Genomic DNA, 21015 nt, shown 5'->3' with positions numbered 1-21015 from the left:
CGCCGGGGCGCAAGGCCCCGGCGCTGTCAGGGCTCAGAAACGCAGCCTGTCGTACCAGTTCTCGTAGACCGCAGTCGGCGCCACTTCCACGCGGAAGCGGCTGGCGTCGTAGGCCTCGCCCCAGAGGAACAGGTGGTCCTTCCAGGCGCCGTCGGGCCAGATCTTCAGGTAGTAGTCGCGGCCGGGCAGCGGGCGCTGGCCGCTGTAGTCGATGAACGCCACCTGGTCGCCGTCCTTCAGGCATTGCCCCTGGTCGTTGTCGATCTGCACGCGCAGGTGCCGCGAGGGCTTCCCGGCCGCCGGGTAGTAGCCGTACTTGCCGGCGCCGTGTTCGTACCAGGTGAGGAAGTAGCCCGGGTAGGCGCGGGATTCCAGGGTCACATAGTCGCCATTGCGCACGCAGAAGCTGGCGAAGTGGTCCCAGTCGTTGAGGCTGAAGGTGCTGGCGTCGTCGCGGCCGTTGCCGGTGACGGTGACCCAGTTGGTGGCCTTCTCCCCGGTGCGCAGGGCGTTGCCGTTGTCGACACTGCGCAGCACCACGCGGGCGTAGCGGTTGTCGGTGGGCTTGAAGGCCTGCTGCGGCGTGCGCTGCGGGTCGGCGTAGGTGAAGGCGGCGACCGGGTAGTGGTCGGAGTAGTCCTGGTAGTGCCAGGTGTTGACGCCGTCGCTGGCGCTCCAGCGCGGGGAGGGCATGTCCAGCGCCTGGTTGTGCCAGTAGGACACCTGGCCGTGGCGGTTGGAAACCAGGATGTAGTCGAGGTATTCCGGTGGGTTGGTCGGCGCCTTGCCGGGGCCGTTGTCCTTGTAGGGGGACTGGTAGCCGGTCACGCCGTTGCGCCGGGTGTCCCAGGTGGCGGGGGCGCCGGCGTAGCTGTCGGGCGCGCGCAGGTCCAGCTGGGCCAGCACGCGCGGGTACTCGGTGCTGCCGCGTACGACGTTGAGGTCGCCACCGACGAAGAGCACTTCGTTCGCTGGGATGTTCTGCCGGTCGATGAAGGCGCGCATTTCCCGGAACTGGCTTTCCCGCACCACTTGCCCGCCATCGGGGCAGGCGGCGTCGGCGGCCTGGGTGTGGGTGGCGATGACGTGGAAGGGGCGCTCGCCGCGCAGCACCTTGACGTAGACGAAGCCCTTGTTGGCCAGCCCGTCGGCGCCACAGGCGTCGCGGTAGAGGTACTGGACCCGGCGCACGATGGGCCAGCGGCTGACGATGGCGACGCCGCCGTCCTCGAGCTTGGCGGCGGGGTTGCCGGTGCTCTCGTCCCAGCCGCTGGTGGAGCGGCCCAATACCGGGGTCTGGTGCGGGTAACGGTCCTTCAGGCCGTTCAGCAGGATGTCGGAGGCGGCGTTGTCGAACAGTTCGTTGAAGATCACCAGGTCGCGATCCTCCAGGTACGCGGCGCGGGTCATCAGGCGCGCGCGCTCCTGGTTGTTCCAGCTGAACTTGAATGGCAGGGGCGTGAGGAAGAAGGCGTTGTGGGTCAGCAGGTTGTAGGCATCGGACCGGGGTTCGGGTGTGGCAAGGGCCGGGGTGGCGAGCAGGGCGAGCATCGCCCAGGCGATTCGGGTGGTGGTCATCGGCGTGTCCGTGTTGGGGGCTCAGGGCGGCGCGACGCTACCACCGGTGGGCAGAGCGGCTGCGCCCTCATCCATGGGTTCGGCTGTAGGAAACATCAGGTGTATGACGGCGACATTTCCATGGGCCTGCTTTAGCCCTGGCCGTGCCAGTCCCGGGCCTCCCAGGGAGGCCCGGGATGGGGCTCAGTCGAAGACGAAGTGCTCCCCCGGCAGGCCCATGACCGAGGCAGTGGGCTTGGTCATGGCGGCGGCGTGGCCCTTGGCGCGGGGCAGCAGGCGGTCGAAGTAGAAGGCGCTGGTGGCCAGCTTGGCGCGGTAGAAGTCCTCCGACTCGGTGCCGCCATCACGGAGCAGGCGGCGCGCGGCGGCTTCCTGCAGGGCCCAGGCGTAGGCGAGGGCGGCGTAGCCGGAGTACATGAGGAAGTCGTGGCTGGCGGTGCCCACCAGGTCGCGGTCCTTGCGGGCGCGCAGGGCGATGCGCAGGGTCAGGACGTTCCACTGGCCGGCGATCTTCAGCAGGGTCAGGGCGCGGCCGCGCATGGCCGGCTCGGTCTTCAGCAGGTCGAGGGCGAAGCGCGCCACCTGGCCGCTGAAGTCGCGCACGGCCTTGCCCTGGGTCATCAGCAGCACCTTGCGGCCGAGCAGGTCGAGGGCCTGGATGCCGGTGGTGCCCTCGTAGAGGGTGGCGATGCGCGCGTCGCGGACGATCTGCTCCATACCGTGCTCGCGGATGTAGCCATGGCCGCCGAACACCTGCATGCCGAGGTTGGCGCTTTCCAGGCCCAGCTCGGTGAGGCAGCCCTTGAGGATGGGGGTGAGGAAGCCGAGCTTGTCGTCCCAGTGCTCGTACTTGGCGGTGTCGTTCTGCAGGATGCCTTCGATCATGCGGTCGGCGTACTGGGTGGCCAGGTAGACCAGCGCGCGGCCGCCCTCGGCCACGGCCTTCTGGGTCAGCAACATGCGGCGCACGTCGCCATGGTGCATCAGCACGTCGGCCACCTCGCCCGGCTCCTTGGTGCCGGAGAGGGCGCGCATGGAGCGGCGCTCGCGGGCATAGGCCAGGGCGCCCTGGTAGGCCAGTTCGGCGGTGGCCACGCCCTGGATGGCGGTGCCGATGCGTGCGCTGTTCATGAAGGTGAACATGCATTCCAGGCCCTTGTTCGGCGGGCCGATGAGGTAGCCGGTGGCGCTGTCGAAGTTCATCACGCAGGTGCTGGAGGCCTTGATCCCCATCTTCTTCTCCAGCGCGCCGCAGCTGACGCCGTTGCGCGGGCCGAGGCCGCCGTCGGCGCCGGGGAGGAACTTGGGCACGATGAACAGGGAGATGCCACGGGTGCCCTTGGGCGCGTCGGGCAGGCGGGCGAGGACGATGTGGATGATGTTCTCGGTGAGGTCGTGGTCGCCGGAGGAGATGAAGATCTTGGTGCCGGTGAGGGCGTAGCTGCCGTCGGCGTTGGCGTCGGCACGGGTCTTCACCTGGCCCAGGTCGGTGCCGCACTGGGGCTCGGTGAGGCACATGGTGCCGGCCCAGCGGCCTTCGGTGAGGGGCGTCAGGTAGGTGCGTTTCTGCTCCTCGGTGCCGTGCTGCATCAGGGTGTTCATGGCACCGAGGGACAGGCCCGGGTACATGGAGAAGGGCCAGTTGGCGGTGCCGAGCATCTCCTGCTTGAGGGCGCCGAGGCTCATGGGCAGGCCCTGGCCGCCGTACTCGACCGGGTGCGAGAGCCCCTGCCATCCGCCGGCCACATAGGCGTCGTAGGCTTCCTTGTAGCCCTTGGGCGTGCGCACGTCGCCGTTCTCCAGGTGGCAGCCTTCCTCGTCGCCGCTGTGGTAGAGCGGGGCGATGACCTCTTCGCAGAGCTTCGCGCACTCGCCGAGGATGGCGTCGACCATGTCCGGCGTGGCTTCGCCGCCATTGGCCAGGGCGCGGTAGTGGGCGGGGAAGTCGAAGACCTCGTTGAGCAGGAAACGGGTGTCGCGCAGGGGCGCCTTGTAGCTGGGCATCGGTGAACCTCGGAACGCAGGTGGCAGACGTGCCGATTTATACGGCGCCCGTGCCGGCGCGGCCTTGGCAGCGGTAACGGAGGCCTCTGGCAGTTCGGACAATGCCGGCCACCAGGCTGATTTCCATTGACGATGATTGGATGCGGGTATATACACGCATCCATGATGACGACCCAATGCCTGTGCACGCGGCTGCGCCGCGCCAGCCGCAACCTGACCCGCATCTACGACGACGCCCTGGAGCATGTCGGGATCAACGTCGCCCAGTACTCGCTACTGAAGAACCTGCAGCGCCTCGACCAGCCGAGCATCACCGACCTGGCCGAGGCCCTGGGGCTGGACCGCAGCACCTTGGGCCGCAACCTGCGGGTGCTGGAGGGCCGGGGCCTGGTGCGGATGGGCGAGGGCGTGGACCAGCGCAACCGCCTGGTGGCCCTGACCGCGAGCGGCAAGGCCTGTGTCGAACAGGCGCTGCAGGCCTGGGAAAGCGTGCAGGAGCGGATGGTCGAGCGCATGGGTGACGAGCGGCGCGATGCGCTGATGTCGCTGCTGGGCGAACTGGAAACCCTGGACTGATTTTTTCGCGATAACGCGGGTATATACCCGTAGAGGACCTTCTATGACTTCCGTATGGCGCACGAGTGGCTGGATTCTCCTGGGGGCGTCGCTGATCCTGGCCCTGTCCTTGGGGATCCGCCACGGCTTCGGCCTGTTCCTGGCGCCCATGAGTGCCGAGTTCGGCTGGGGGCGCGAGGTGTTCGCTTTCGCCATCGCCCTGCAGAACCTGATCTGGGGCCTGGCGCAGCCGGTGACCGGGGCCATCGCCGACCGCTTCGGGGCGATGAAGACGGTGGTGATCGGCGGGGTGCTCTACGCCGTCGGCCTGGTGCTGATGGGGTATTCCCATTCGCCCATGGGGCTCTCGCTGAGCGCGGGGCTGCTGATCGGCATCGGCCTGTCGGGCACTTCGTTCTCGGTGATTCTCGGCGTGGTCGGCCGCGCAGTGCCGCCGGAGAAGCGCAGCATGGCCATGGGCATCGCCGCCGCTGCCGGCTCCTTCGGCCAGTTCGCCATGCTGCCGGGCACCCTCGGGCTGATCGGCTGGCTGGGCTGGTCGTCGGCGTTGCTGGCACTGGGGCTGCTGGTGGCGCTGATCGTGCCCCTGGCGGGAATGATCAAGGACCAGCCGCTGCCGGTGGCCGCCCATGAGCAGACCCTGGGCGAGGCACTGCGCGAGGCGTGCAGCCATTCCGGCTTCTGGCTGCTGGCGCTGGGCTTCTTCGTCTGCGGCTTCCAGGTGGTGTTCATCGGCGTGCACCTGCCGGCCTACCTGGTGGACCAGCACCTGCCGGCCCAGGTGGGTACCACGGTGCTGGCGCTGGTGGGGCTGTTCAACGTGTTCGGCACCTATATAGCCGGCTGGCTCGGCGGGCGCCTGTCCAAGCCGCGCCTGCTCACGGTGCTCTACCTGCTGCGCGCGGTGGTGATCGTCGCCTTCGTCTACTCGCCGCTGAGCACCTGGAGCGCCTACGCCTTCGGCATCGCCATGGGGCTGCTGTGGCTCTCCACCGTGCCCCTGACCAACGGCACCGTGGCCACCCTGTTCGGCGTGCGCAACCTGTCGATGCTCGGTGGTATCGTCTTCCTCTTCCACCAGTTCGGCGCCTTCCTCGGCGGCTGGCTGGGCGGCTACCTCTACGACCACACGGGCAGCTACGACATGGTCTGGCAGATTTCCATCCTCCTCAGCCTGATGGCGGCGGCGCTGAACTGGCCGGTGCGCGAGCGGCCGGTGGCGCGCCTGCAGGCACTGGCATGAGCCTGCGCCTGGGGCTGGCGCTCGGCGTGGGGGCGACCCTGCTGCTGGCGCTGGCCTGGTGGGGCTGGCAGCGCGGCGGCCTGGCGTTGCTGCAGCTGAACATGAGCCTGTGCTGATTGCCGCTTCCGCAGGGCGGGGGTAGCCTTCGAGCATTGCCCCTGCCGCGTGGAGCGCCCGATGAAACGCCTCTTCCTTCTCCCCCTGCTGGTCTCTGTCGCCGGGCCCGCCCTGGCCACCGAGTGCGTGCCGTTGCTGCAGCACTCGATGCAGCAGCTGCGTTCCAAAGAAACCATCGACCTCTGCCAGCGCTTCGCCGGCAAGCCGCTGGTGGTGGTCAACACCGCCAGCCACTGTGGCTTCACCCCGCAGTTCAAGGGCCTGGAGGCGCTCTACCAGCGCTACAAGGACCAGGGGCTGGAAGTGCTGGGCGTGCCCTCCGACGACTTCAAGCAGGAAGCCGACGACAACGCCGAGACCGCCAAGGTCTGCTACGTGAACTACGGCGTGACCTTCGCCATGACCCAGCCGCAGCACGTCACCGGGGACGAGGCGACGCCGCTCTACCGCGACCTCATCGCCCAGTCCGGGCAGAGCCCGCGCTGGAACTTCTACAAGTACGTGGTGGATCGCCAGGGCAAGGTGATTGCGCACTTCTCCAGCCTCACCAAACCCGATGACGAGGATCTGGTGAAGGCAGTGGAGCAGGCTTTGGCCAGTACCCCCTGATCGCATTGCCAATGTTTTGCAAAAAGTTCCGTAGCGCGGGATAAATATTTCCGAATATTTCGGCTGGTTCCGTTTTCCCGGCCCAGCCCGTGGTAACGTCTCGCGCCTGTCTTTTTGCCCATCCATGGAGTTACCCATGTCGATCAAGGAACTGATCCTGGCCGGCCTTATCGCCGCCGCCATTCCTTCCGCATTCGCCGCCAAACCCGAAGCCCCCGCCGAAGAACCCGTTGCCGCCACCCAGGCGGAAGAGGAGGGCGAGGCCACCATCGAGGAAGATGGCCAGACGATGTCCGAGGAAGAGTTCCTCGCCAGCCTGAACTTCCAGCAGGGCAAGGTGGTGATCGGCGACAACCTCGCCACCCTCGACGTCCCCGAGCAGTTTGTCTTCCTCGCTGGTGAAGACGCCGAACGCGTGCTGACCGATGCCTGGGGCAACCCGCCGGATGAAGTCCTGCCGCTGGGCATGATTCTGCCCAAGGGCATCTCGCCACTGGCCGACGAGTCCTGGGCGGTGACGGTTGAGTACGAAGAGAACGGCTACGTCTCCGACGAAGATGCCGCTGACATCGACTACGGCGACATGCTCAAGGACATGAAGGAAGAGGCCAAGGCCGACAACAAGTGGCGTGCCGAGAACGGCTACGAGCCGGTGCAACTGATTGGCTGGGCCGCCCAGCCGCGCTACGACGCCGAAGGCCGCAAGCTGCACTGGGCCAAGGAGCTGAAGTTCGGCGACGCCGAGACCCACACCCTGAACTACAACATCCGCGTGCTGGGCCGTAAGGGCGTGCTGGTGCTGAACTTCATCGCCAACATGGACCAGCTGCCGACCATCGAGCAGAACCTGCCGGCGGTGCTGGCCATGACCGAGTTCAACCCGGGCAACCGCTACGCCGATTTCAACCCCGAGCTGGACAAGGTCGCGGCCTATGGCCTGGGCGCCCTGATCGCCGGCAAGGTCGCCGCCAAGGCCGGCCTGTTCGCCATACTCCTGGTGTTCCTGAAGAAGTTCTTCTTCGTGCCCCTGGCCATCGGCGCCTGGATCATCAACCGCATCCGCGGCAAGAAGAAGGAAGCACCCGCCGAGGCCCAGCCGCAGCCCGCTCCCGAACCGCAGCCCGTGGTGGTGAGCGAGCCGGCGGCGACGGTGATGGACATGAACAAGGACGACAAGCCCAAGATCGTCGAGTGAATGACCTCGAGTGACTGAAAGAAGCCCGGACCTGTCCGGGCTTTTTTTATGGAATGAAGGCTAATAGCCATCTGTGAATTATGCCTCTGCGCTTGTAGGCGCAGTGCTGATATCTCTTTCACGAGCTACAGTTTTTCTACCTACCTGTGCTACTTTGCGATCCCCAAGTTATTGCTCGGTCTTTACCTGTGCTCGGTGAGCTCCGGAGGTGGAGTGGGAATGCCGCTGAATGGGTCCAGTTATGTGAGTTCTTGTTTTAAAGTGCCCTACTTAAGTTTCGTCTAGCTGTCATGGAAGAAAAGATATGAATGCCCCGCTAATACAGCCGTATAGAACCTCTAACGACATAGAGTTCTTCGTTCTATTGAAGGGTATCTGGAAACAGCGTCGCTTGGTTCTTGCAATTACTGTTGTATCGCTCGTTCTTGCAGCAGTCTATGCGTTTGTGGCAATTCCTCAATATAAGGTTCAGAGCATACTTAGGCCGGCGTCTCTCAAGGATCTGGACCAGCTCAATGAGTCAGGTTTCTACTCGATAACGCCTGAGGCTTCATTGGAGCGGGTAGTGAATGCGTTGGGCTCATACAGCCTGCGTTTGGATTATCTGAGCTCTCATTTGGAGCTTGTCAAGGACATGCGTAAGGCGGATGAGCCTTTGAACCAATTGCTCGATCGTCTTAATCGTGAGGCGTTCTCAATGATTGCCTCTGAGGTTAAAGCGGCAGGAGAGCCTCGTTCATATCAAGGGATCAGTTTTATCTATCCAGAGGGTGTGGATGGTGTTGCCATTACCAATGGGTTGGTTATGGCCGCCATTGATCATGAGCGGAAAAAATTGCAGGAAGACATGGATGTTCTTGTGAATAATCGGCTCTCGATGTTACAGGCGCGATTCAGTGCTGAGAAAGCGCGTTATGACGCTGATAAGGCCTCTCGTATTGCAGAGTTATTGGAAAGTGACCAGTTGGACAAGGCTTTGTTTCAGGACGAGCTCAGAGCACTGCGGCAGCAGTTGCTAACTGGTCGGCAGAGTCGTATCAAACAGCTGGATGAAGCGATCCTGATTGCAGAAAAATTGGGGATTTCCAAGCCTACAACGCCCTCGGCAATGGCGGAAAGTAGGGTGGGAGGGCAGGGTAATTTCGTTCGGACCGAAGTTAATAACCAGCAAAATCCTTTATATTTCATGGGCGTTGAGGCGCTGTCGGCCGAACGCACGACGCTTCTGTCTCGTACTTCTGATGATTTCGTCGAGCCAAAAATTGCGAAAATCCAAACAAAGTTGAGCCGTTTGGAAAATAATCGTCAGGTTGAGACGCTTAGGGCGCGTAAAAATGAGGATATTTTCTTCAAGGATATCGTGGAGCTCAGTGGCGAGCGTGCGAAGTTGGAATCTTTGAAAGCCGAGTTCGCACTTCTCGATTTCTCTAAGTTACGCTTGGTCCATGTAGATCAAGTGGCTTCGAGCCCTGAGGAACCTGTGAAACCCCAGAAGTTCTTGATTCTTCTGTGTGGTTTAGTCCTAGGTCTCGTAGTGGGGGGATTCATCGCCACTATTCGTGTCTTGGTCCGACATGCCATGGAGCCTGTCCGACAAGAGGTCTCCGTGTAGCCTTACGATTTTATTGGTGGAGCAAAAAGGGCCGATCAGTTTTCTGATCGGCCCTTTTTGTTGAGGCAGGATTCTATCAGAAGCGGTAGGTCACCTGAGCACCCAGGCCGTGGGCGCTGTTCTTGTAGGTGGAGCTGTAGCGGCCCTTGGTGGCGCTGGTCTGGTTCACTTCGGCATCGTCTTCCTTCAGGTAGGAATAGGCGACGTCGACGGTCCAGTCGTCGCTCGGGCTCCAGGCGGCGCCCAGGCTGAGGATCTTGCGGTCGTCGGTGGGGATGCGCGGCGAGCGGTGCTCGTTGCGGGTCGGGGTCTGGTCGTAGGCCAGGCCGGCGCGCAGGGTCCACTGCGGGTTCAGCTTGTAGGAGGCGCCTACGGCGTAGGACCAGGTGTCGCGCCAGTCCTGCTCTTCGGAGATGGTGCCGATGGGGCCGGCCGAGCCGCCCAGCAGTGCCGGAACGCCCTTGTTGTTGACGGTGATGTCCTTCAGGCGGCTCCAGCGGGTCCAGGTGCTACCGGCATAGAGGGTCCAGTCGGCGTTCAGGTCGTGGGTAACCGAGAAGTCGACGGATTCGGGCGTCTTCAGTTTCAGCGAGGCGTCGTACTCGTTGCCGGAGAAGGGACCGAAGCCGGTGCCGGAAACCTGGGTATCGCCTTTCAGCTTGTAGTTGACCATGGAGTGGTAGGTCAGGCCGAAGCGGGTGCTCTGGGTGGCTTCGAACAGCACGCCGACGTTGTAGCCCAGTGCGGTGTCGTCGCCCTTGACCTTGACCTTGCCATCGTTGCGGCCGGGGGTGGCCGCGTTGAGGGTGGCGGAGGTCAGTTCACCGTCGATGCGGTTGATGGTCGGGCCGAAGCCGACGGAGAGCTGGTCGTTGATCTTGTAGCTGATGGTCGGCTGCAGGGTGATCACGCGGACTTCGCTGCGATCGCCGTAGTAGCGGCCTTCGAAGCCGGACTCGTAGTCGGTGATCAGGCCGAAGGGCACGTACATGCCGAGGCCGAAGGTCCATTTGTCATCGATCGGCTTGACGTAGTAGCCCATGGGCACGCCCATGAAGGGGACCATGTCGCCGTCGTTGCTGCCGCCGAAGGTGCTGCTGTGGTCGTCGATGTCGGTCTTGGCGTCCAGCAGGGCAAGGCCACCACTGACCTGTTCGCGCTTGAGGCGCGACATGCCGGCCGGGTTGCCGAACACGGTGGTGGCGTCATCAGCGGACGAGGAGCGACCGGCGAAGGCGGTGCCCATGCCACTGACGCTCTGTTCGTTGATGGCGAAGCCGCCGGCGAGGCTGTAGCTGGATGCAGCGCTGATGGCGATTGCGAGGCTGGTCTTGAAGACTCTTTTGATCACGGGTGACTCCTGGGGACTTTGAGGCAGGTGGCGGAAACTATCAGGATTTCCAGACCCCTGCCAGCTTCCGGGAGTTCCCGGAATAGAGCGTTTTCTCTGGCTTTATGGCATCAAAATGCCTGCAATTTCGCCGATCGGGCATATTGCATTGGACGCTCGTTCCTGACTGGTCGGTCAGTGAGCGGTTTTGTCCTACGCGACCTTCGCCGAGGGGCCTACCCAGCGTTGCCAGGCATCCAAGTAGTCACCGGGTGTTCCCTGAGGGTTGAACACCTGGCGCCAGATGGCGGCCATGCCCGCCCAGTCGTCGGCGGCGGGCATCACCAGCACTTCGGTTTCGATCAGCAGCCAGGCGATGGCGGTGGCGTAGCGCAAGTTCACCGTCAGCTCCATGTGCGGTGCGGCGAGGAAGGCGTGCTGGCTGGCCAGGCCGCGCACCAGGCTGGCGAGTTCCGGGTCGCGTGCCAGGTGCAGATCCCAGAGGCAGCGGTGGTGCTCTTCGCTGATGTGGTAGAGGCCGTAGCCCGCCTTGTCACCCAACGCTGAGCCGAGTGCCGACTGGCAGGCGGCGGCGCCCAGCAGCAGGGACTCCGCCATCGGCGATGGTCGCTGCAGGTAGAGCAGGGTGGGGCGGATGACGTGTTCACAGAGGTCGCTGGCGGCTATTCCCATGGTGCCCTCGCGAGAAAGGTGCCGGCGGGACCGGGGGCATCTGGCAGCTTCTCGTTCTCGGAAAGGGCCCCGCCGGAAGCGGGGTTAGCCGCTCGATTTGAAGTGTAGTGCGATGAAACCGCTGTAAAGGCCTGTTTTTAAACTGTTTGAGGCCGTGATGGCGGCGGCATATATCCCAGGGTGATTAAAAAATGATCGCTGGCAACCGGCCCAGTGCCCGGCTGGCGCTGGGCCGGTGGGGCGTGCCCGGCTTCAGTCGCCCTTGGCCAACGGGCGTGCCGGGTCATTGATCCATTCGCTCCAGGAGCCGGCGTAGAGCGGCGCCAGCGGGTAGCCGGCCAGGCTCAGGGCGAACAGGTTGTGGCAGGCGGTGACGCCGGAGCCGCAGTAGGCCACCAGGCCGTCCACCGGGCGCTCGCCGAGGAAGGCGGCGAACCGCTGGCGCAGGGTTTCGGCGGGGAGGAAGCGACCGTCGGCGCCGAGGTTGTCGGTGAACACTGCGCACTGCGCGCCGGGTATATGGCCGGCCACCGGGTCGATGGGCTCCACCTCGCCCTTGAAGCGGGGCAGGGCGCGGGCGTCGAGTAGGGTCAGGTCAGCGTTGCCCAGGCGGCCCTGCAGTTCGTCGGCGCTGCGCAGCAGGGTCGGGTCGGCCTGGCCGCTGAAGTGGCCCCGGGGCACTTCGGGCACCGCGACTTCCAGGGGCAGGCCTTCATCGCGCCAGGCCTTGAGGCCGCCATCCAGCAGGTAGACGCCTTCGCGCTTGCCCAGCCAGGCCAGCAGCCACCAGGCGCGGGCGGCAAAGGCGCCGGGGCCATCGTCGTGGAGCACCAGGGTGCTGCCGTTGTCGATGCCCCAACCGCGCAGGCGCTCCACCAGGCGCTCGGGAGCGGGCAGCGGGTGGCGGCCGGTGACGCCCTTCTGCACCCGGCCGGAAAGGTCGTGCTCCAGGTCGGCGAAGCGGGCGCCGGGGATATGCCCTTCGGCGTAGCTGCGCTGGCCGTAGGCGGGGTCGTCGAGGGCGAAGCGGCAATCCAGCACGATCACGCCCGGTTCGTTCAGGCGGGCTTCCAGTTGCCGGGGGCTGATGAGTTGCGCGAGGGGCATGGCGGTGTCCTGTGTCCAATCGATGACAGTGGGCATCATAAGGACAGCCGCGCGCCGCGTCGCGCTGATCGATGGGGAGCCGTCCATGCCCAGCCTGCAATCCTTCGCCGAGAGCGCCAACCTCGCCCGCCGTATCGGCGTGGTGCTCGGGTCACTGTCGCTGACCCTGTTCTATTGCCTGTTGATACTCGGGCGGGGGCCTGCGGGCGCCTCGACCGCGCGCGGGTCGACGCCTACACCCGTGCCTGGTCCCGGGGCCTGCTGCGCCTGGTGCGGGTGCGCCTGTCGGTGCACGGCAGCCTGCCGGATTTCAACGACGGCCGCCGCTACCTGATCCTTTGCAACCATTCCAGCCACTACGACATTCCCGCCAGCTTCGTCGCCCTGCCGGGCTCGATCCGCATGCTGGCCAAGCAGGAGCTGTCGCGCCTGCCGTTTCTCGGTGCGGCGATGAAGGCCGGTGAGTTCCCCTTCATCGACCGGCACAACCGCGAGCGGGCCCTGGCCGACCTGCACAAGGCGCGGCAGATGATGGAGAGCGGCATCGTGCTGTGGGCGGCGCCGGAAGGTACGCGCTCGAAGGATGGCCAGTTGCAGCGCTTCAAGAAGGGCTGTTTCCACCTGGCGCTGGATACCGATGCGGTGATCGTCCCGGTGGCCATCCGGGGCATCCATCAGGTGCTGCCGGCGCGTACCTGGCGGTTCAACCTCGGCCTGCCGGTGTCGCTGCACGTGGGCGAACCCATCGATGCCGCGCAGTTCGATGTGGAGCGCCTGGAAGAGCTGATGGCACGGACCCATGGGCAGATGCAGGCGCTGCTGCACCCTCAGCCGGCGCGGGTGGTTCAGGGCGTGCGCGAGACGGTGCCGGCCTGAGTGCCGGCATTACCGCCCCTGAAATGAAGAAGCCCGCCGATTGGCGGGCTTTTCGTATCCGGTAGCGGGGTGCGGTTCTTGCGATTCTCAGTGGATCTTCAGCTTGCCGATGCGGTCGTTGTCCAGGCTGCCGAAGTAGAGGTAGTCGCCCACCGGTTTCACCGAAGTGATCATGCGCAGGTGGGTGCCGCTGGTGTCGTGCAGGCTGCGGATGATCTGGCCGTTCTCGTCGAGGGCGATCACCAGGCCGTATTTCTCCGCCTTGGGCCACAGGGCGCGGGGCAGCTTGGCGATCTGCGCCTTGAGCCAGGGCTGGGTGTGGAGGAAGTCGGCGTCGGCCTTGCGCGGGGAGGGCAGGGCGACCCAGAAGGTGCCCTTGCGGTCGCCTTGCAGGTTGTCCGGCAGGCCCGGCAGGTTGTCGATGAACACGTCGTGGGTGCCGGCCTTCTCGCCACTCAGCCAGTAGCGGGTGATGCGGTAGCGGTAGGTTTCGTTGACCAGCACGAAATCTTCCTTGGCCGAGAGCGCCACGCCGTTGCCGAAGTACAGGTCCTTGAGCAGCACCTCGACCTTGCCGGTGGCCGGGTCATAGCGTATCAGGCGGCCGTGGGGACGGCCCTCGAGCAGGTCCAGCAGGTAGTCCGGCTGCTCGAACTTGGCGGAGGCGTCGGTGAAGTAGATGCGCCCGTCGCTGGCGATGTCCAGGTCGTCGGTGAAGCGGAAGGGGCCGCCTTCGGCCTCGGTGGCGAGGACCTTGATCTGGCCTTGCGGGTCGATGCTCAGCAGGCCCTTGTAGGCGTCGCCGACGATCAGGTTGCCTTGGGCGTCGAAGTCCATGCCCAGCGGGCGGCCGCCGGTGGTGGCGAAGGTCTCGACCTTGCCGTCGGCGGTGATGCGCACCACGCGGCCGTCATGCAGGCCGGCGTAGACGCGGCCCTGGGCGTCCACTGCGGTGTCCTCGGGGCCGTGGATCTGTCCCTTGGCCAGCAGCTCGGCCTTCATCAGGGTGTCGTTGGGCTCCATCACGCCGGTCATGGGCGGCGCCTTGGGGGCGTCCCAGGCGACGGGATCGATGGGGCTCTTGGTGATGGCGAGGTAGATGCCCGCAGCGGCGATGAGCAGGACCAGCAGGCCCAGAAGCTTCTTCATGTCCGAATTCCCTGGCGGTGGGCCCGTCATGGGCCTGGTTATTGTTGGAAGGGCTTTTTAGCAGCCATGGCCGGCCAACGCCAGACACCGGGCCCGGCTGAATGGCTGGGGTGCGACGTCGCCGCAGTTGACAGGCTTGTAGGGATTTTCGCAGTATCCCCGTCTCGCATTCCTGCACCGAGCTACTCCATGCCCGCCATCTTCGCCTCCATCGCTTCCGTTCCGGCCCTGCCGGCGCTGGTGCGTGGCGTTGCCGCGGGTAAATCGAAGAAACAGTCGCTCATTTGACCGGGGCGTGCTGTCCCGTCAGATGGGCTGACAGGACAGTGGACGCGAAGGTCGAAACCTCTCTTGCACGAACACTCCCCGCCAGCCTCCGACGGTGACTTTTACGGTCAGCCTGAAGGAGTTTTCGCTATGCCTGTGTTTTCCGGAATCTGGGTCGCCCTGGTAACCCCCTTCGCCGATGGCGCCATCGATTTCCCCGCCCTGCGTCGCCTGTCCGCGCACCTGCTGGAGGCCGGCGTCGCGGGGCTGGTGGTGTGTGGCAGCACCGGTGAGGCGGCGGCGCTGAGCAAGCGCGAGCAGCTCGCGGTGCTCGATGCCCTGCTCGAAACCGTGCCCGGCGAGCGCCTGGTGATGGGCCTGGCCGGCAACAACCTGGCAGAGGTCCTGGCCATGCAGCACGAGGTGCAGAAGCGCCCGGTGGCCGGCCTGCTGGTGCCCGCGCCCTATTACATCCGCCCGTCGCAGTCGGGGCTGCTGGCCTGGTTCGGCGCCATCGCCGATGCCGCCGCGGTGCCGGTGATCCTCTACGACATCCCCTATCGCACCGGCTCGCGCCTGGAGCTGGAGACCCTGCGCGAGCTGGCCCGGCACCCGCGCATCGTGGCGATCAAGGATTGCGGCGGCGAGATCGACAAGACCCAGGCGCTGATCGCCGACGGCCAGCTCGACGTGCTGGCGGGGGAAGACGCGCAGATCTTCGCCACCCTCTGCCACGGCGGCACGGGTGCCATCGCCGCCTCGGCGCACATCCACCCCGAGCGCTTCGTGGCCATGGCCGAGCGCGTGGCAGCGGCCGACCTGGTGGGCGCGCGGGCGATCTTTCGCGAGCTGCAGCCGCTGATCCGCCTGGCCTTCGTCGAGCCCAACCCGGCGCCGGTGAAGAGCCTGCTGGCCCTGCGCGGGCTGATCCGCGACGAGTTGCGCGCGCCCATGCAGGCCAGCTCGCCGGCCCTGGTGCAACGCCTGCGCAGCGAGCTGGGCTGACCTGTGCCGCCCCACGCGGAATGACGGGTGGGGCGGGGATGGGGTTGCGATATATACTTCGCGCCTCTGAACCGAGGAGAGCCTTGTGGCCATCGACTTTCACTGGATTCGCGACGACGCCGAACTGGCCTCCCATTGCGCCCGCTGGCGCAACCTCAGCTTCGTGGCCCTGGACACCGAGTTCATGCGGGTCGACACCTTCTACCCGAAGGCCGGCCTGGTGCAGGTGGGCGACGGCGAGAGCGCCTGGCTCATCGACCCCCTGCTGATCAAGGACTGGCGCCCCTTCGCCGAGCTGCTCGAAGACCCGGCGGTGACCAAGGTGCTGCACGCCTGCAGCGAGGACCTCGAAGTCTTCCTGCGCCTCACCGGCAGCCTGCCGCTGCCGCTGCTGGACACCCAGCTGGCCGCCGGCTACCTGGGCATCGGCTACTCCATGGGCTATTCGCGCCTGGTGCAGGCCGTGCTCGGCATCGACCTGCCCAAGGACGAGACCCGCTCCGACTGGCTGCAGCGCCCGCTCACCGAGATGCAGGAGCGCTACGCCGCCGAGGATGCCATCCACCTGGCCGAGATCTACCGCATCATCGACGAGCGCCTGGACGCCACCAAGCGTGCCTGGGTGCTGGAGGACGGCGCCGAGCTGGTGGCCAACCTGCGCCGTGAAGTGGACCCGTACGAGCTGTACCGCGACGCCAAGCTGGGCTGGAAGCTGTCCCGCCAGCAGCTGGCCGTGCTGCGTGACCTCTACGCCTGGCGCGACCTCGAGGCGCGCCGCCGCGACCAGCCGCGCAACCGCATCGTCCGCGAGCACGCCCTGTGGCCGCTGGCCAAGTTCCAGCCGGACAACCTCGTCGCCCTGGCCCGTGTCGAGGACATGCACCCGCGCACCGTGCGCCAGGACGGCAACACCCTGCTGAAGATGATCCGCGAAGCGGCCGAGCTGCCCCCGGCCGAATGGCCCGAGCCGCTGCCCGAGCCGCTGCCGTCGGAAGCCACCACGCTGCTGAAGAAGCTGCGCGCCATCGGCCAGGCCGAGGCCGAGCGCCTGGGCATGGCGCCCGAACTCATGCTGCGCAAGAAGCACCTGGAAGCCCTGCTCAAGACGGGCTACCCCAACGGCCCCTACAGCCTGCCCGACGGCTTCAAGGGCTGGCGCCGCGAACTGATGGGCCAGGCGCTGCTCGATGCCCTGGCCGGAGACAACGCCCCATGAAACGCATCTGCTCCATCTACAAGAGCCCGCGCAAGAACGAGATGTACCTCTACGTCGAGAAGCGCGACGCCCTGGCCCGTGTACCCGAGGCACTGCTGGCGGCCTTCGGCGCGCCGCAGCATGCCTTCGACCTGGTGCTCAGCCCCGAGCGCCAGTTGGCCCGCGAGGACATCGGCAAGGTGCTGGAGAACCTCGAAAAGCAGGGTTACCACCTGCAGATGCCGCCGGGTGAAGAGGAATACATCGAGCATCTGCCCGAAGAACTGCTGCGGATGAACGACCCCATCTGATGAAAGTCCTCCTCGCTGACGAGAAACACCTCCGCCACGCCGAACTGCTGCTCGCCGCCATCCCCTCGCTGGATGTGGCCGGCAGCGATGACCCGGACGAGCTGCGCGCCCTGGCGGCGGAGCGGCCCATCTGGCTGGGCAGCCCGGAACGGGTGGTGGAACTGCTGCAGGCCGGGTTCGCCCCGCACTGGGTGCAGTCCAGCTGGGCCGGCATCACCCCGTTGCTGGCGGCGGGCCTGCCGCGCAACTACCGTCTGACCCGCGCCGTGGGCATCTTCGGCCAGGTGATGGCCGAGTACATGCTGACCTACATCCTCGCCCACGAGCGCCAGCTGCTCTCGCGCCTGGCCAGCCAGGTGGAGCGCCAGTGGGATGCACGCATGCCCAGCAGCCTGGCCGGGCGGCGAGTGCTGGTCGTCGGTGCCGGTGATATCGGCCAGAGCGTTGCGCGCTTCCTCGCGCCGTTCGGGGTCGAGCTGCGCGGCATCGCCCGCGAGCCCCGTGCCCTGGAGCCGTTCAGCCAGGTGCTGGGGATGGACGCCCTGGCGGAGCAGGCGGCCTGGGCCGATTACCTGATCAACCTGCTACCCGACACCCCGGCCACCCGCGACGTGTATGACGCTGCGCTGTTCGCGCGCATGCAGCCGGAGGCGCTGTTCATCAATGCCGGGCGCGGTGTGGCGGTGGTGGATGCCGACCTGGTCGCCAGCCTGCAGGCCGGGCACCTGGCCGGTGCGGTGATCGACGTCTGCCGCGAAGAGCCGCTGCCCCCCGCGCACCCGTTCTGGACCGCGCCGCGGCTGCTGCTCACCGGCCACAGCTCGGCGCCCACCCTGCCGGAGCTGCTGGTGGGGCTGTTCCTCGACAACCTGGCACGCTTCCAGGCTGGCGAGCCGCTGCGCGGCGAGGTGGAGTTCCAGCGCGGCTACTGATGCCAGCTCGGTGGGCCTCTGCGTGGTGATGGCGTTCGTGTTCTCCGGCAGCACCGCTGGTGGATGAAAAGAGCGTCATCCACCCTACGCCCGGCGGCATCTCAGGCCGCTTTTGCTGAGCACCGAACCAGATGGCTTGCGTAGATACCGTCTTGATCCCTAGTGAGCAAGGGCCAGTTTTACGTCGTACGGCTGGCCCGATTTCAAGACGCCATAAGCGATGTTCAGCAGCTTACGCATCGCTGCACAGATGATCTGCATGCCGGTCTTGCCCTTGGCTCTGAGGCGTTCTCTCATCGCTTTGATCGCCCCGTTGTGCTGCAGGGCGCAAACGGCAGGCATGTACAGCCCAGCACGCAGCCGCGATGAGCCCATCTTGGAAATGCGGGTCTGCCCCGGTACTTACCAGACTCCTGCAAACGCGGGTTGAGTCCGGCAAAGGCGGTAATCGCGCGGCTGCTGGTGAAGCGATGAGGGTCGCCCAGCTCCGCCAGGATCAGGGCGGCTGTCTTGTCCGCGATGCCATCGATGCTGGTCAACAGATCACGTTTGCCACGCAGATCCGGGTCATTGTCGATGTGGTCGTTGATGGCCTTGAGGGTTTCCTCGATCTGTTGCTCGATGTGCCGCAACACTGAGCGGATCGACTCCTGCACGCTGGTATCGGCCACCTCCAGGCGATTGCTCTCCATCTGCTGGATTTCCTGCAGATCCGCCAGGCGCCGCATCAGTGCTTTCAGGCGCCGTATGGCGCGAGGTTCAGGCTGCCAGGGCCGTAGCTCATCTTGGTGGCGCTCGCCGTATTCGGCGATCAGCTTGGCGTCGACCTTGTCAGTTTTCACGCGCTGCAGCTGACTGCGGGCGTAGTGAGCGATTTGCGCTGGGTTGAGGACGCAGACCCGATAGTTCTGCTCCAGCAGCCATTCGGCCAGGGCTTCATGGTGGATGCCGGTGGCTTCCATCACGACCCAGGCACCCGCCTCGCTGTGCTTGTTCAGCCACTCCTGCAGCGTGCGAAAGCCCGCCTCGCTGTTGGCCAACTTGGCCTTGGTGCGGTACTTGCCGTTCGCCTGCAGGGTGGCGATATCAAACGTGTGCTTCGCAATGTCGACACCAATGACACTGGGCATGTGTGCTCCTCCTGATCGTTCCAAATGCGATCATCACTGCACCCGGCCCAACCTTGTGAATGCGAGCTCTGGGCTCAAGGGTGGACCACGCTTCACCGGTCCACCTTTCGTGCTCCCAGGCAACATGGTTGGTGGATGAAAAGAGCGTCATCCACGCCTGCCCGTTGCCTGGGAGCCCACGGTGTAGCCGTCCTGCGAATGATTTTCCTTACATGGCGCTACCGGTCGTCCCGTCGTCGGCAGCGCTTGGCCGGCACCTTCGACGGGACTAGACTACCGCGCCCCGTTACCCAGTCAGACCACCATGGCCGCCAAAGTCGAACCCTTCTGGAAGCGCAAGACCCTCGCACAGCTCGATCAGGAGGAGTGGGAATCCCTCTGCGACGGTTGCGGCCTGTGCTGCCTGCAGAAGCTGGAAGACGAGGACGACGGCGCCGTGTACTACACGCGCATCGCCTGCAAGCTGCTGGACCTGAACACCTGCCGCTGCACCAACTACCCCAAGCGTCGCGATTTCGTGCCCGATTGCATCCAGCTCACCCCGGCCCAGGCCGACGAGTTCCGCTGGCTGCCGCCCACCTGCGGCTACCGCCTGGTGGCCGAGGGCAAGGACCTGCCGCCCTGGCACCCACTGATCTGCGGCGACACCGAGGCGGTGCACAACGCCGGTATCTCCCAGTCCGGGCGCATGGTCAGCGAGACCCAGGTGGCCGAGGACGACTGGGAGGACTACATGATCTTTCGTGCGGGCTAGACGGATAGAACCACCGCGTGCCGAGTCATAGGGAAATCGCTCCGAGGAAGCCCGACATGTCCAACCGCGCCACCCTGCTGCTGTCCACCGCCACCCTGCTGTTCTGCGCGCCGCTGCTGGCCGCCAAGCGCAGCGATGTCGACTACCTGGTGCGCTTCCTGCCGGACAGCGACCAGGCCGAGGTGCGCGTGGTGCTGGAGAACGGCGAGAAGGTCCGCAGCCTCGGTTTCGACCTGGGCGACAAGGGCTACTACAGCGACTTCAAGGCCGACGGCCAATGGCAGCAGGCCAGCGCCGAGCGTGGCACCTGGACCCCGGCGGAGGGCAAGGCGACCCTCAGCTACAAGGTGCGCATCACCCACCCCCGTGGCGATGGCAAGTTCGACGCGCGGATGACGCCGGACTGGACGCTGCTGCGTGGCGACGACCTGGTGCCCCCGGCACGCATCGACCTGGTGGACGGCACCGAGCTGGTGTCGCGCATCCAGTTCGAGCTGCCCAAGGGCTGGAGCACGGTGGAGACCGGCTGGTCCCGCGTGGGCAAGAACCGTTTTCGCGTCGACAATGCCGAGCGCCTGTTCGACCGCCCCACCGGCTGGATCATCGCCGGCAAGCTGGGCAGCCGCCGCGCCGAACTCGGCAACACCGACGTCACGGTCGCCGCGCCCATGGGCGAGGGCATGCGCCGCATGGACATCCTCACCCTGCTGACCTTCGTCTGGCCCCATGCCCAGGCGGTGTTCCCCCGCGACCCCGGCAAGCTGTTGATCGTCGGTGCCGGCGACCCGATGTGGCGCGGCGGCCTGTCCGCGCCCAATTCCTTCTTCATGCACGCCGACCGCCCCCTGGTCAGCGAGAACGGCACCAGCTCCCTGGTGCACGAGCTGGTGCACGTGTTCAGCCGCATCAAGGACACCGACCAGAGCGACTGGATCAGCGAAGGCATCGCCGAGTTCTACGCCATCGAACTGATGCGCCGCGCCGGCGGCCTCAGCGAGGACCGCTACCACAAGGTCCGCGCCAAGCTGCAGCGCTGGAGCCGCAAGGTCGAGAACCTGCGTGGCGAGCAATCGTCCGGCCCGGTCACCGCCCGCGCGGTGCTGCTGCTGCAGGACCTCGACGAGGAGATCCGCAAGGCCAGCAACGGTGAGCGCTCCCTCGACGACGTCACCCGTGGCCTGATGCGCCTGGACAAGGTCAGCACCCGCGACTTCGTCGAGATCGCCGAGAACGTGCTCGGTGGTGAGTCCGACGTGCTCGACACGTCGCTGCTGAAGCTGCCCAAGGCGTCCTGACTTTCGGCGCGGGTCCCGGGCTACGCTCCGCTGGACG

At 65.6% G+C, this 21015-nt stretch carries 18 protein-coding genes and 1 pseudogene; 12 read left to right on the top strand and 7 right to left on the bottom strand.

The annotated features are described in order from the left end of the window. Positions 1-33: 33 nt before the first annotated feature. Positions 34-1578 (bottom strand): sphingomyelin phosphodiesterase, encoded by a 1545-nt coding sequence (gene sph, locus PSm6_RS01170; RefSeq protein ID WP_265169302.1) that lies wholly within the window; start codon positions 1576-1578, stop codon positions 34-36. Positions 1579-1761: 183 nt separating this feature from the next. Beyond that, positions 1762-3582 (bottom strand): acyl-CoA dehydrogenase C-terminal domain-containing protein, encoded by a 1821-nt coding sequence (locus PSm6_RS01165; RefSeq protein ID WP_265169301.1) that lies wholly within the window; start codon positions 3580-3582, stop codon positions 1762-1764. Positions 3583-3744: 162 nt separating this feature from the next. Here PSm6_RS01165 and PSm6_RS01160 point away from each other — a divergent pair, with 162 nt between their 5' ends. The 5 genes from PSm6_RS01160 to PSm6_RS01140 all read left to right on the top strand — a co-directional run bounded on the left by PSm6_RS01160 (position 3745) and on the right by PSm6_RS01140 (position 8934). Further along, entirely contained in the window at positions 3745-4158 is a 414-nt protein-coding gene (locus PSm6_RS01160) for a MarR family winged helix-turn-helix transcriptional regulator (RefSeq protein WP_021222712.1), read from the top strand. A 43-nt stretch (positions 4159-4201) separates the two neighbouring features. Further along, positions 4202-5401 carry an MFS transporter gene (locus PSm6_RS01155; RefSeq protein ID WP_265169300.1) on the top strand — a complete coding sequence of 400 codons (1200 nt, stop codon included), beginning with the start codon at positions 4202-4204 and terminating at the stop codon, positions 5399-5401. Positions 5402-5578: 177 nt separating this feature from the next. Next, positions 5579-6127, top strand: a complete 549-nt coding sequence (locus tag PSm6_RS01150) for a glutathione peroxidase (protein ID WP_265169299.1) — start codon at positions 5579-5581, stop codon at positions 6125-6127. 136 nt (positions 6128-6263) lie between these two features. Further along, on the top strand, positions 6264-7322 hold the full coding sequence (locus PSm6_RS01145; RefSeq protein WP_043246203.1) for a DUF2167 domain-containing protein: 1059 nt from the start codon (positions 6264-6266) through the stop codon (positions 7320-7322). Between the two features lie 304 nt (positions 7323-7626). Next, positions 7627-8934, top strand: coding sequence for a Wzz/FepE/Etk N-terminal domain-containing protein (locus tag PSm6_RS01140; RefSeq protein ID WP_265169298.1), 1308 nt, complete (start codon positions 7627-7629; stop codon positions 8932-8934). 76 nt (positions 8935-9010) lie between these two features. Here the strand turns inward: PSm6_RS01140 and PSm6_RS01135 are convergent, their stop codons facing one another. The 3 genes from PSm6_RS01135 to PSm6_RS01125 all read right to left on the bottom strand — a co-directional run bounded on the left by PSm6_RS01135 (position 9011) and on the right by PSm6_RS01125 (position 12064). Continuing rightward, positions 9011-10285: an OmpP1/FadL family transporter gene (locus tag PSm6_RS01135; protein WP_021222717.1), complete on the bottom strand. Its 1275-nt coding sequence runs from the start codon at positions 10283-10285 to the stop codon at positions 9011-9013. Between the two features lie 192 nt (positions 10286-10477). Further along, positions 10478-10957 (bottom strand): hypothetical protein, encoded by a 480-nt coding sequence (locus tag PSm6_RS01130; RefSeq protein ID WP_021222718.1) that lies wholly within the window; start codon positions 10955-10957, stop codon positions 10478-10480. Positions 10958-11209: 252 nt separating this feature from the next. Beyond that, entirely contained in the window at positions 11210-12064 is an 855-nt protein-coding gene (locus tag PSm6_RS01125; protein ID WP_265169297.1) for a sulfurtransferase, read from the bottom strand. An 85-nt stretch (positions 12065-12149) separates the two neighbouring features. Between PSm6_RS01125 and PSm6_RS01120 the strand changes: the two are divergent. Beyond that, positions 12150-12940, top strand: a pseudogene (locus tag PSm6_RS01120) (lysophospholipid acyltransferase family protein). 87 nt (positions 12941-13027) lie between these two features. On the opposite strand, the gene PSm6_RS01115 reads toward PSm6_RS01120, so the two are convergent. Continuing rightward, entirely contained in the window at positions 13028-14089 is a 1062-nt protein-coding gene (locus tag PSm6_RS01115; RefSeq protein WP_043246210.1) for an SMP-30/gluconolactonase/LRE family protein, read from the bottom strand. A gap of 417 nt (positions 14090-14506) precedes the next feature. Here PSm6_RS01115 and dapA point away from each other — a divergent pair, with 417 nt between their 5' ends. The 4 genes from dapA (at position 14507) to PSm6_RS01095 (ending at position 17799) form a co-directional block, all read left to right on the top strand. Next, positions 14507-15361, top strand: coding sequence for a 4-hydroxy-tetrahydrodipicolinate synthase (gene dapA / locus PSm6_RS01110; protein ID WP_021222723.1), 855 nt, complete (start codon positions 14507-14509; stop codon positions 15359-15361). 85 nt (positions 15362-15446) lie between these two features. Beyond that, complete coding sequence (gene rnd, locus PSm6_RS01105) at positions 15447-16577, top strand: ribonuclease D (protein WP_021222724.1); 1131 nt, start codon at positions 15447-15449, stop codon at positions 16575-16577. Further along, complete coding sequence (locus PSm6_RS01100; RefSeq protein ID WP_021222725.1) at positions 16574-16867, top strand: YcgL domain-containing protein; 294 nt, start codon at positions 16574-16576, stop codon at positions 16865-16867. The genes rnd and PSm6_RS01100 overlap by 4 nt, the downstream gene beginning before the upstream one ends. Next, entirely contained in the window at positions 16867-17799 is a 933-nt protein-coding gene (locus tag PSm6_RS01095; RefSeq protein WP_021222726.1) for a D-2-hydroxyacid dehydrogenase, read from the top strand. The genes PSm6_RS01100 and PSm6_RS01095 overlap by 1 nt, the downstream gene beginning before the upstream one ends. Positions 17800-18092: 293 nt before the next feature. On the opposite strand, the gene PSm6_RS01090 is transcribed toward PSm6_RS01095, so the two are convergent. Next, positions 18093-18929, bottom strand: a complete 837-nt coding sequence (locus PSm6_RS01090; protein WP_265169296.1) for an IS110 family RNA-guided transposase — start codon at positions 18927-18929, stop codon at positions 18093-18095. Positions 18930-19233: 304 nt separating this feature from the next. Here PSm6_RS01090 and PSm6_RS01085 point away from each other — a divergent pair, with 304 nt between their 5' ends. Together PSm6_RS01085 and PSm6_RS01080 are read left to right on the top strand one after the other, a co-directional pair. Continuing rightward, a complete protein-coding gene (locus tag PSm6_RS01085) occupies positions 19234-19683 on the top strand; it encodes a YcgN family cysteine cluster protein (protein WP_021220466.1) in 450 nt (149 codons plus the stop codon). A gap of 56 nt (positions 19684-19739) precedes the next feature. After that, on the top strand, positions 19740-20978 hold the full coding sequence (locus PSm6_RS01080) for a M61 metallopeptidase family protein (protein WP_021220467.1): 1239 nt from the start codon (positions 19740-19742) through the stop codon (positions 20976-20978). The last annotated feature ends 37 nt before the right edge of the window (positions 20979-21015 follow it).

The organism is Pseudomonas solani (assembly GCF_026072635.1).
In the GTDB taxonomy this organism is placed as follows: Bacteria; Pseudomonadota; Gammaproteobacteria; order Pseudomonadales; family Pseudomonadaceae; genus Metapseudomonas; species Metapseudomonas solani.
The sequence above is the reverse complement of the archived record's forward strand: the minus strand, read 5'-3'. Positions and strand labels throughout refer to the sequence as shown.

Bases quoted from the DNA above. Each gene is read 5' to 3' on its own strand.
- PSm6_RS01160 (WP_021222712.1), top strand. From the start codon at position 3,745: ATGATGACGACCCAATGCCTGTGCACGCGGCTGCGCCGCGCCAGCCGC.
- PSm6_RS01165 (WP_265169301.1), bottom strand. From the start codon at position 3,582: ATGCCCAGCTACAAGGCGCCCCTGCGCGACACCCGTTTCCTGCTCAAC.
- PSm6_RS01115 (WP_043246210.1), bottom strand. From the start codon at position 14,089: ATGAAGAAGCTTCTGGGCCTGCTGGTCCTGCTCATCGCCGCTGCGGGC.
- PSm6_RS01080 (WP_021220467.1), top strand. From the start codon at position 19,740: ATGTCCAACCGCGCCACCCTGCTGCTGTCCACCGCCACCCTGCTGTTC.
- PSm6_RS01140 (WP_265169298.1), top strand. From the start codon at position 7,627: ATGAATGCCCCGCTAATACAGCCGTATAGAACCTCTAACGACATAGAG.
- PSm6_RS01085 (WP_021220466.1), top strand. From the start codon at position 19,234: ATGGCCGCCAAAGTCGAACCCTTCTGGAAGCGCAAGACCCTCGCACAG.
- PSm6_RS01090 (WP_265169296.1), bottom strand. From the start codon at position 18,929: ATGCCCAGTGTCATTGGTGTCGACATTGCGAAGCACACGTTTGATATC.
- dapA (WP_021222723.1), top strand. From the start codon at position 14,507: ATGCCTGTGTTTTCCGGAATCTGGGTCGCCCTGGTAACCCCCTTCGCC.
- PSm6_RS01150 (WP_265169299.1), top strand. From the start codon at position 5,579: ATGAAACGCCTCTTCCTTCTCCCCCTGCTGGTCTCTGTCGCCGGGCCC.
- PSm6_RS01155 (WP_265169300.1), top strand. From the start codon at position 4,202: ATGACTTCCGTATGGCGCACGAGTGGCTGGATTCTCCTGGGGGCGTCG.
- PSm6_RS01095 (WP_021222726.1), top strand. From the start codon at position 16,867: ATGAAAGTCCTCCTCGCTGACGAGAAACACCTCCGCCACGCCGAACTG.
- sph (WP_265169302.1), bottom strand. From the start codon at position 1,578: ATGACCACCACCCGAATCGCCTGGGCGATGCTCGCCCTGCTCGCCACC.
- PSm6_RS01130 (WP_021222718.1), bottom strand. From the start codon at position 10,957: ATGGGAATAGCCGCCAGCGACCTCTGTGAACACGTCATCCGCCCCACC.
- PSm6_RS01145 (WP_043246203.1), top strand. From the start codon at position 6,264: ATGTCGATCAAGGAACTGATCCTGGCCGGCCTTATCGCCGCCGCCATT.
- PSm6_RS01125 (WP_265169297.1), bottom strand. From the start codon at position 12,064: ATGCCCCTCGCGCAACTCATCAGCCCCCGGCAACTGGAAGCCCGCCTG.
- PSm6_RS01100 (WP_021222725.1), top strand. From the start codon at position 16,574: ATGAAACGCATCTGCTCCATCTACAAGAGCCCGCGCAAGAACGAGATG.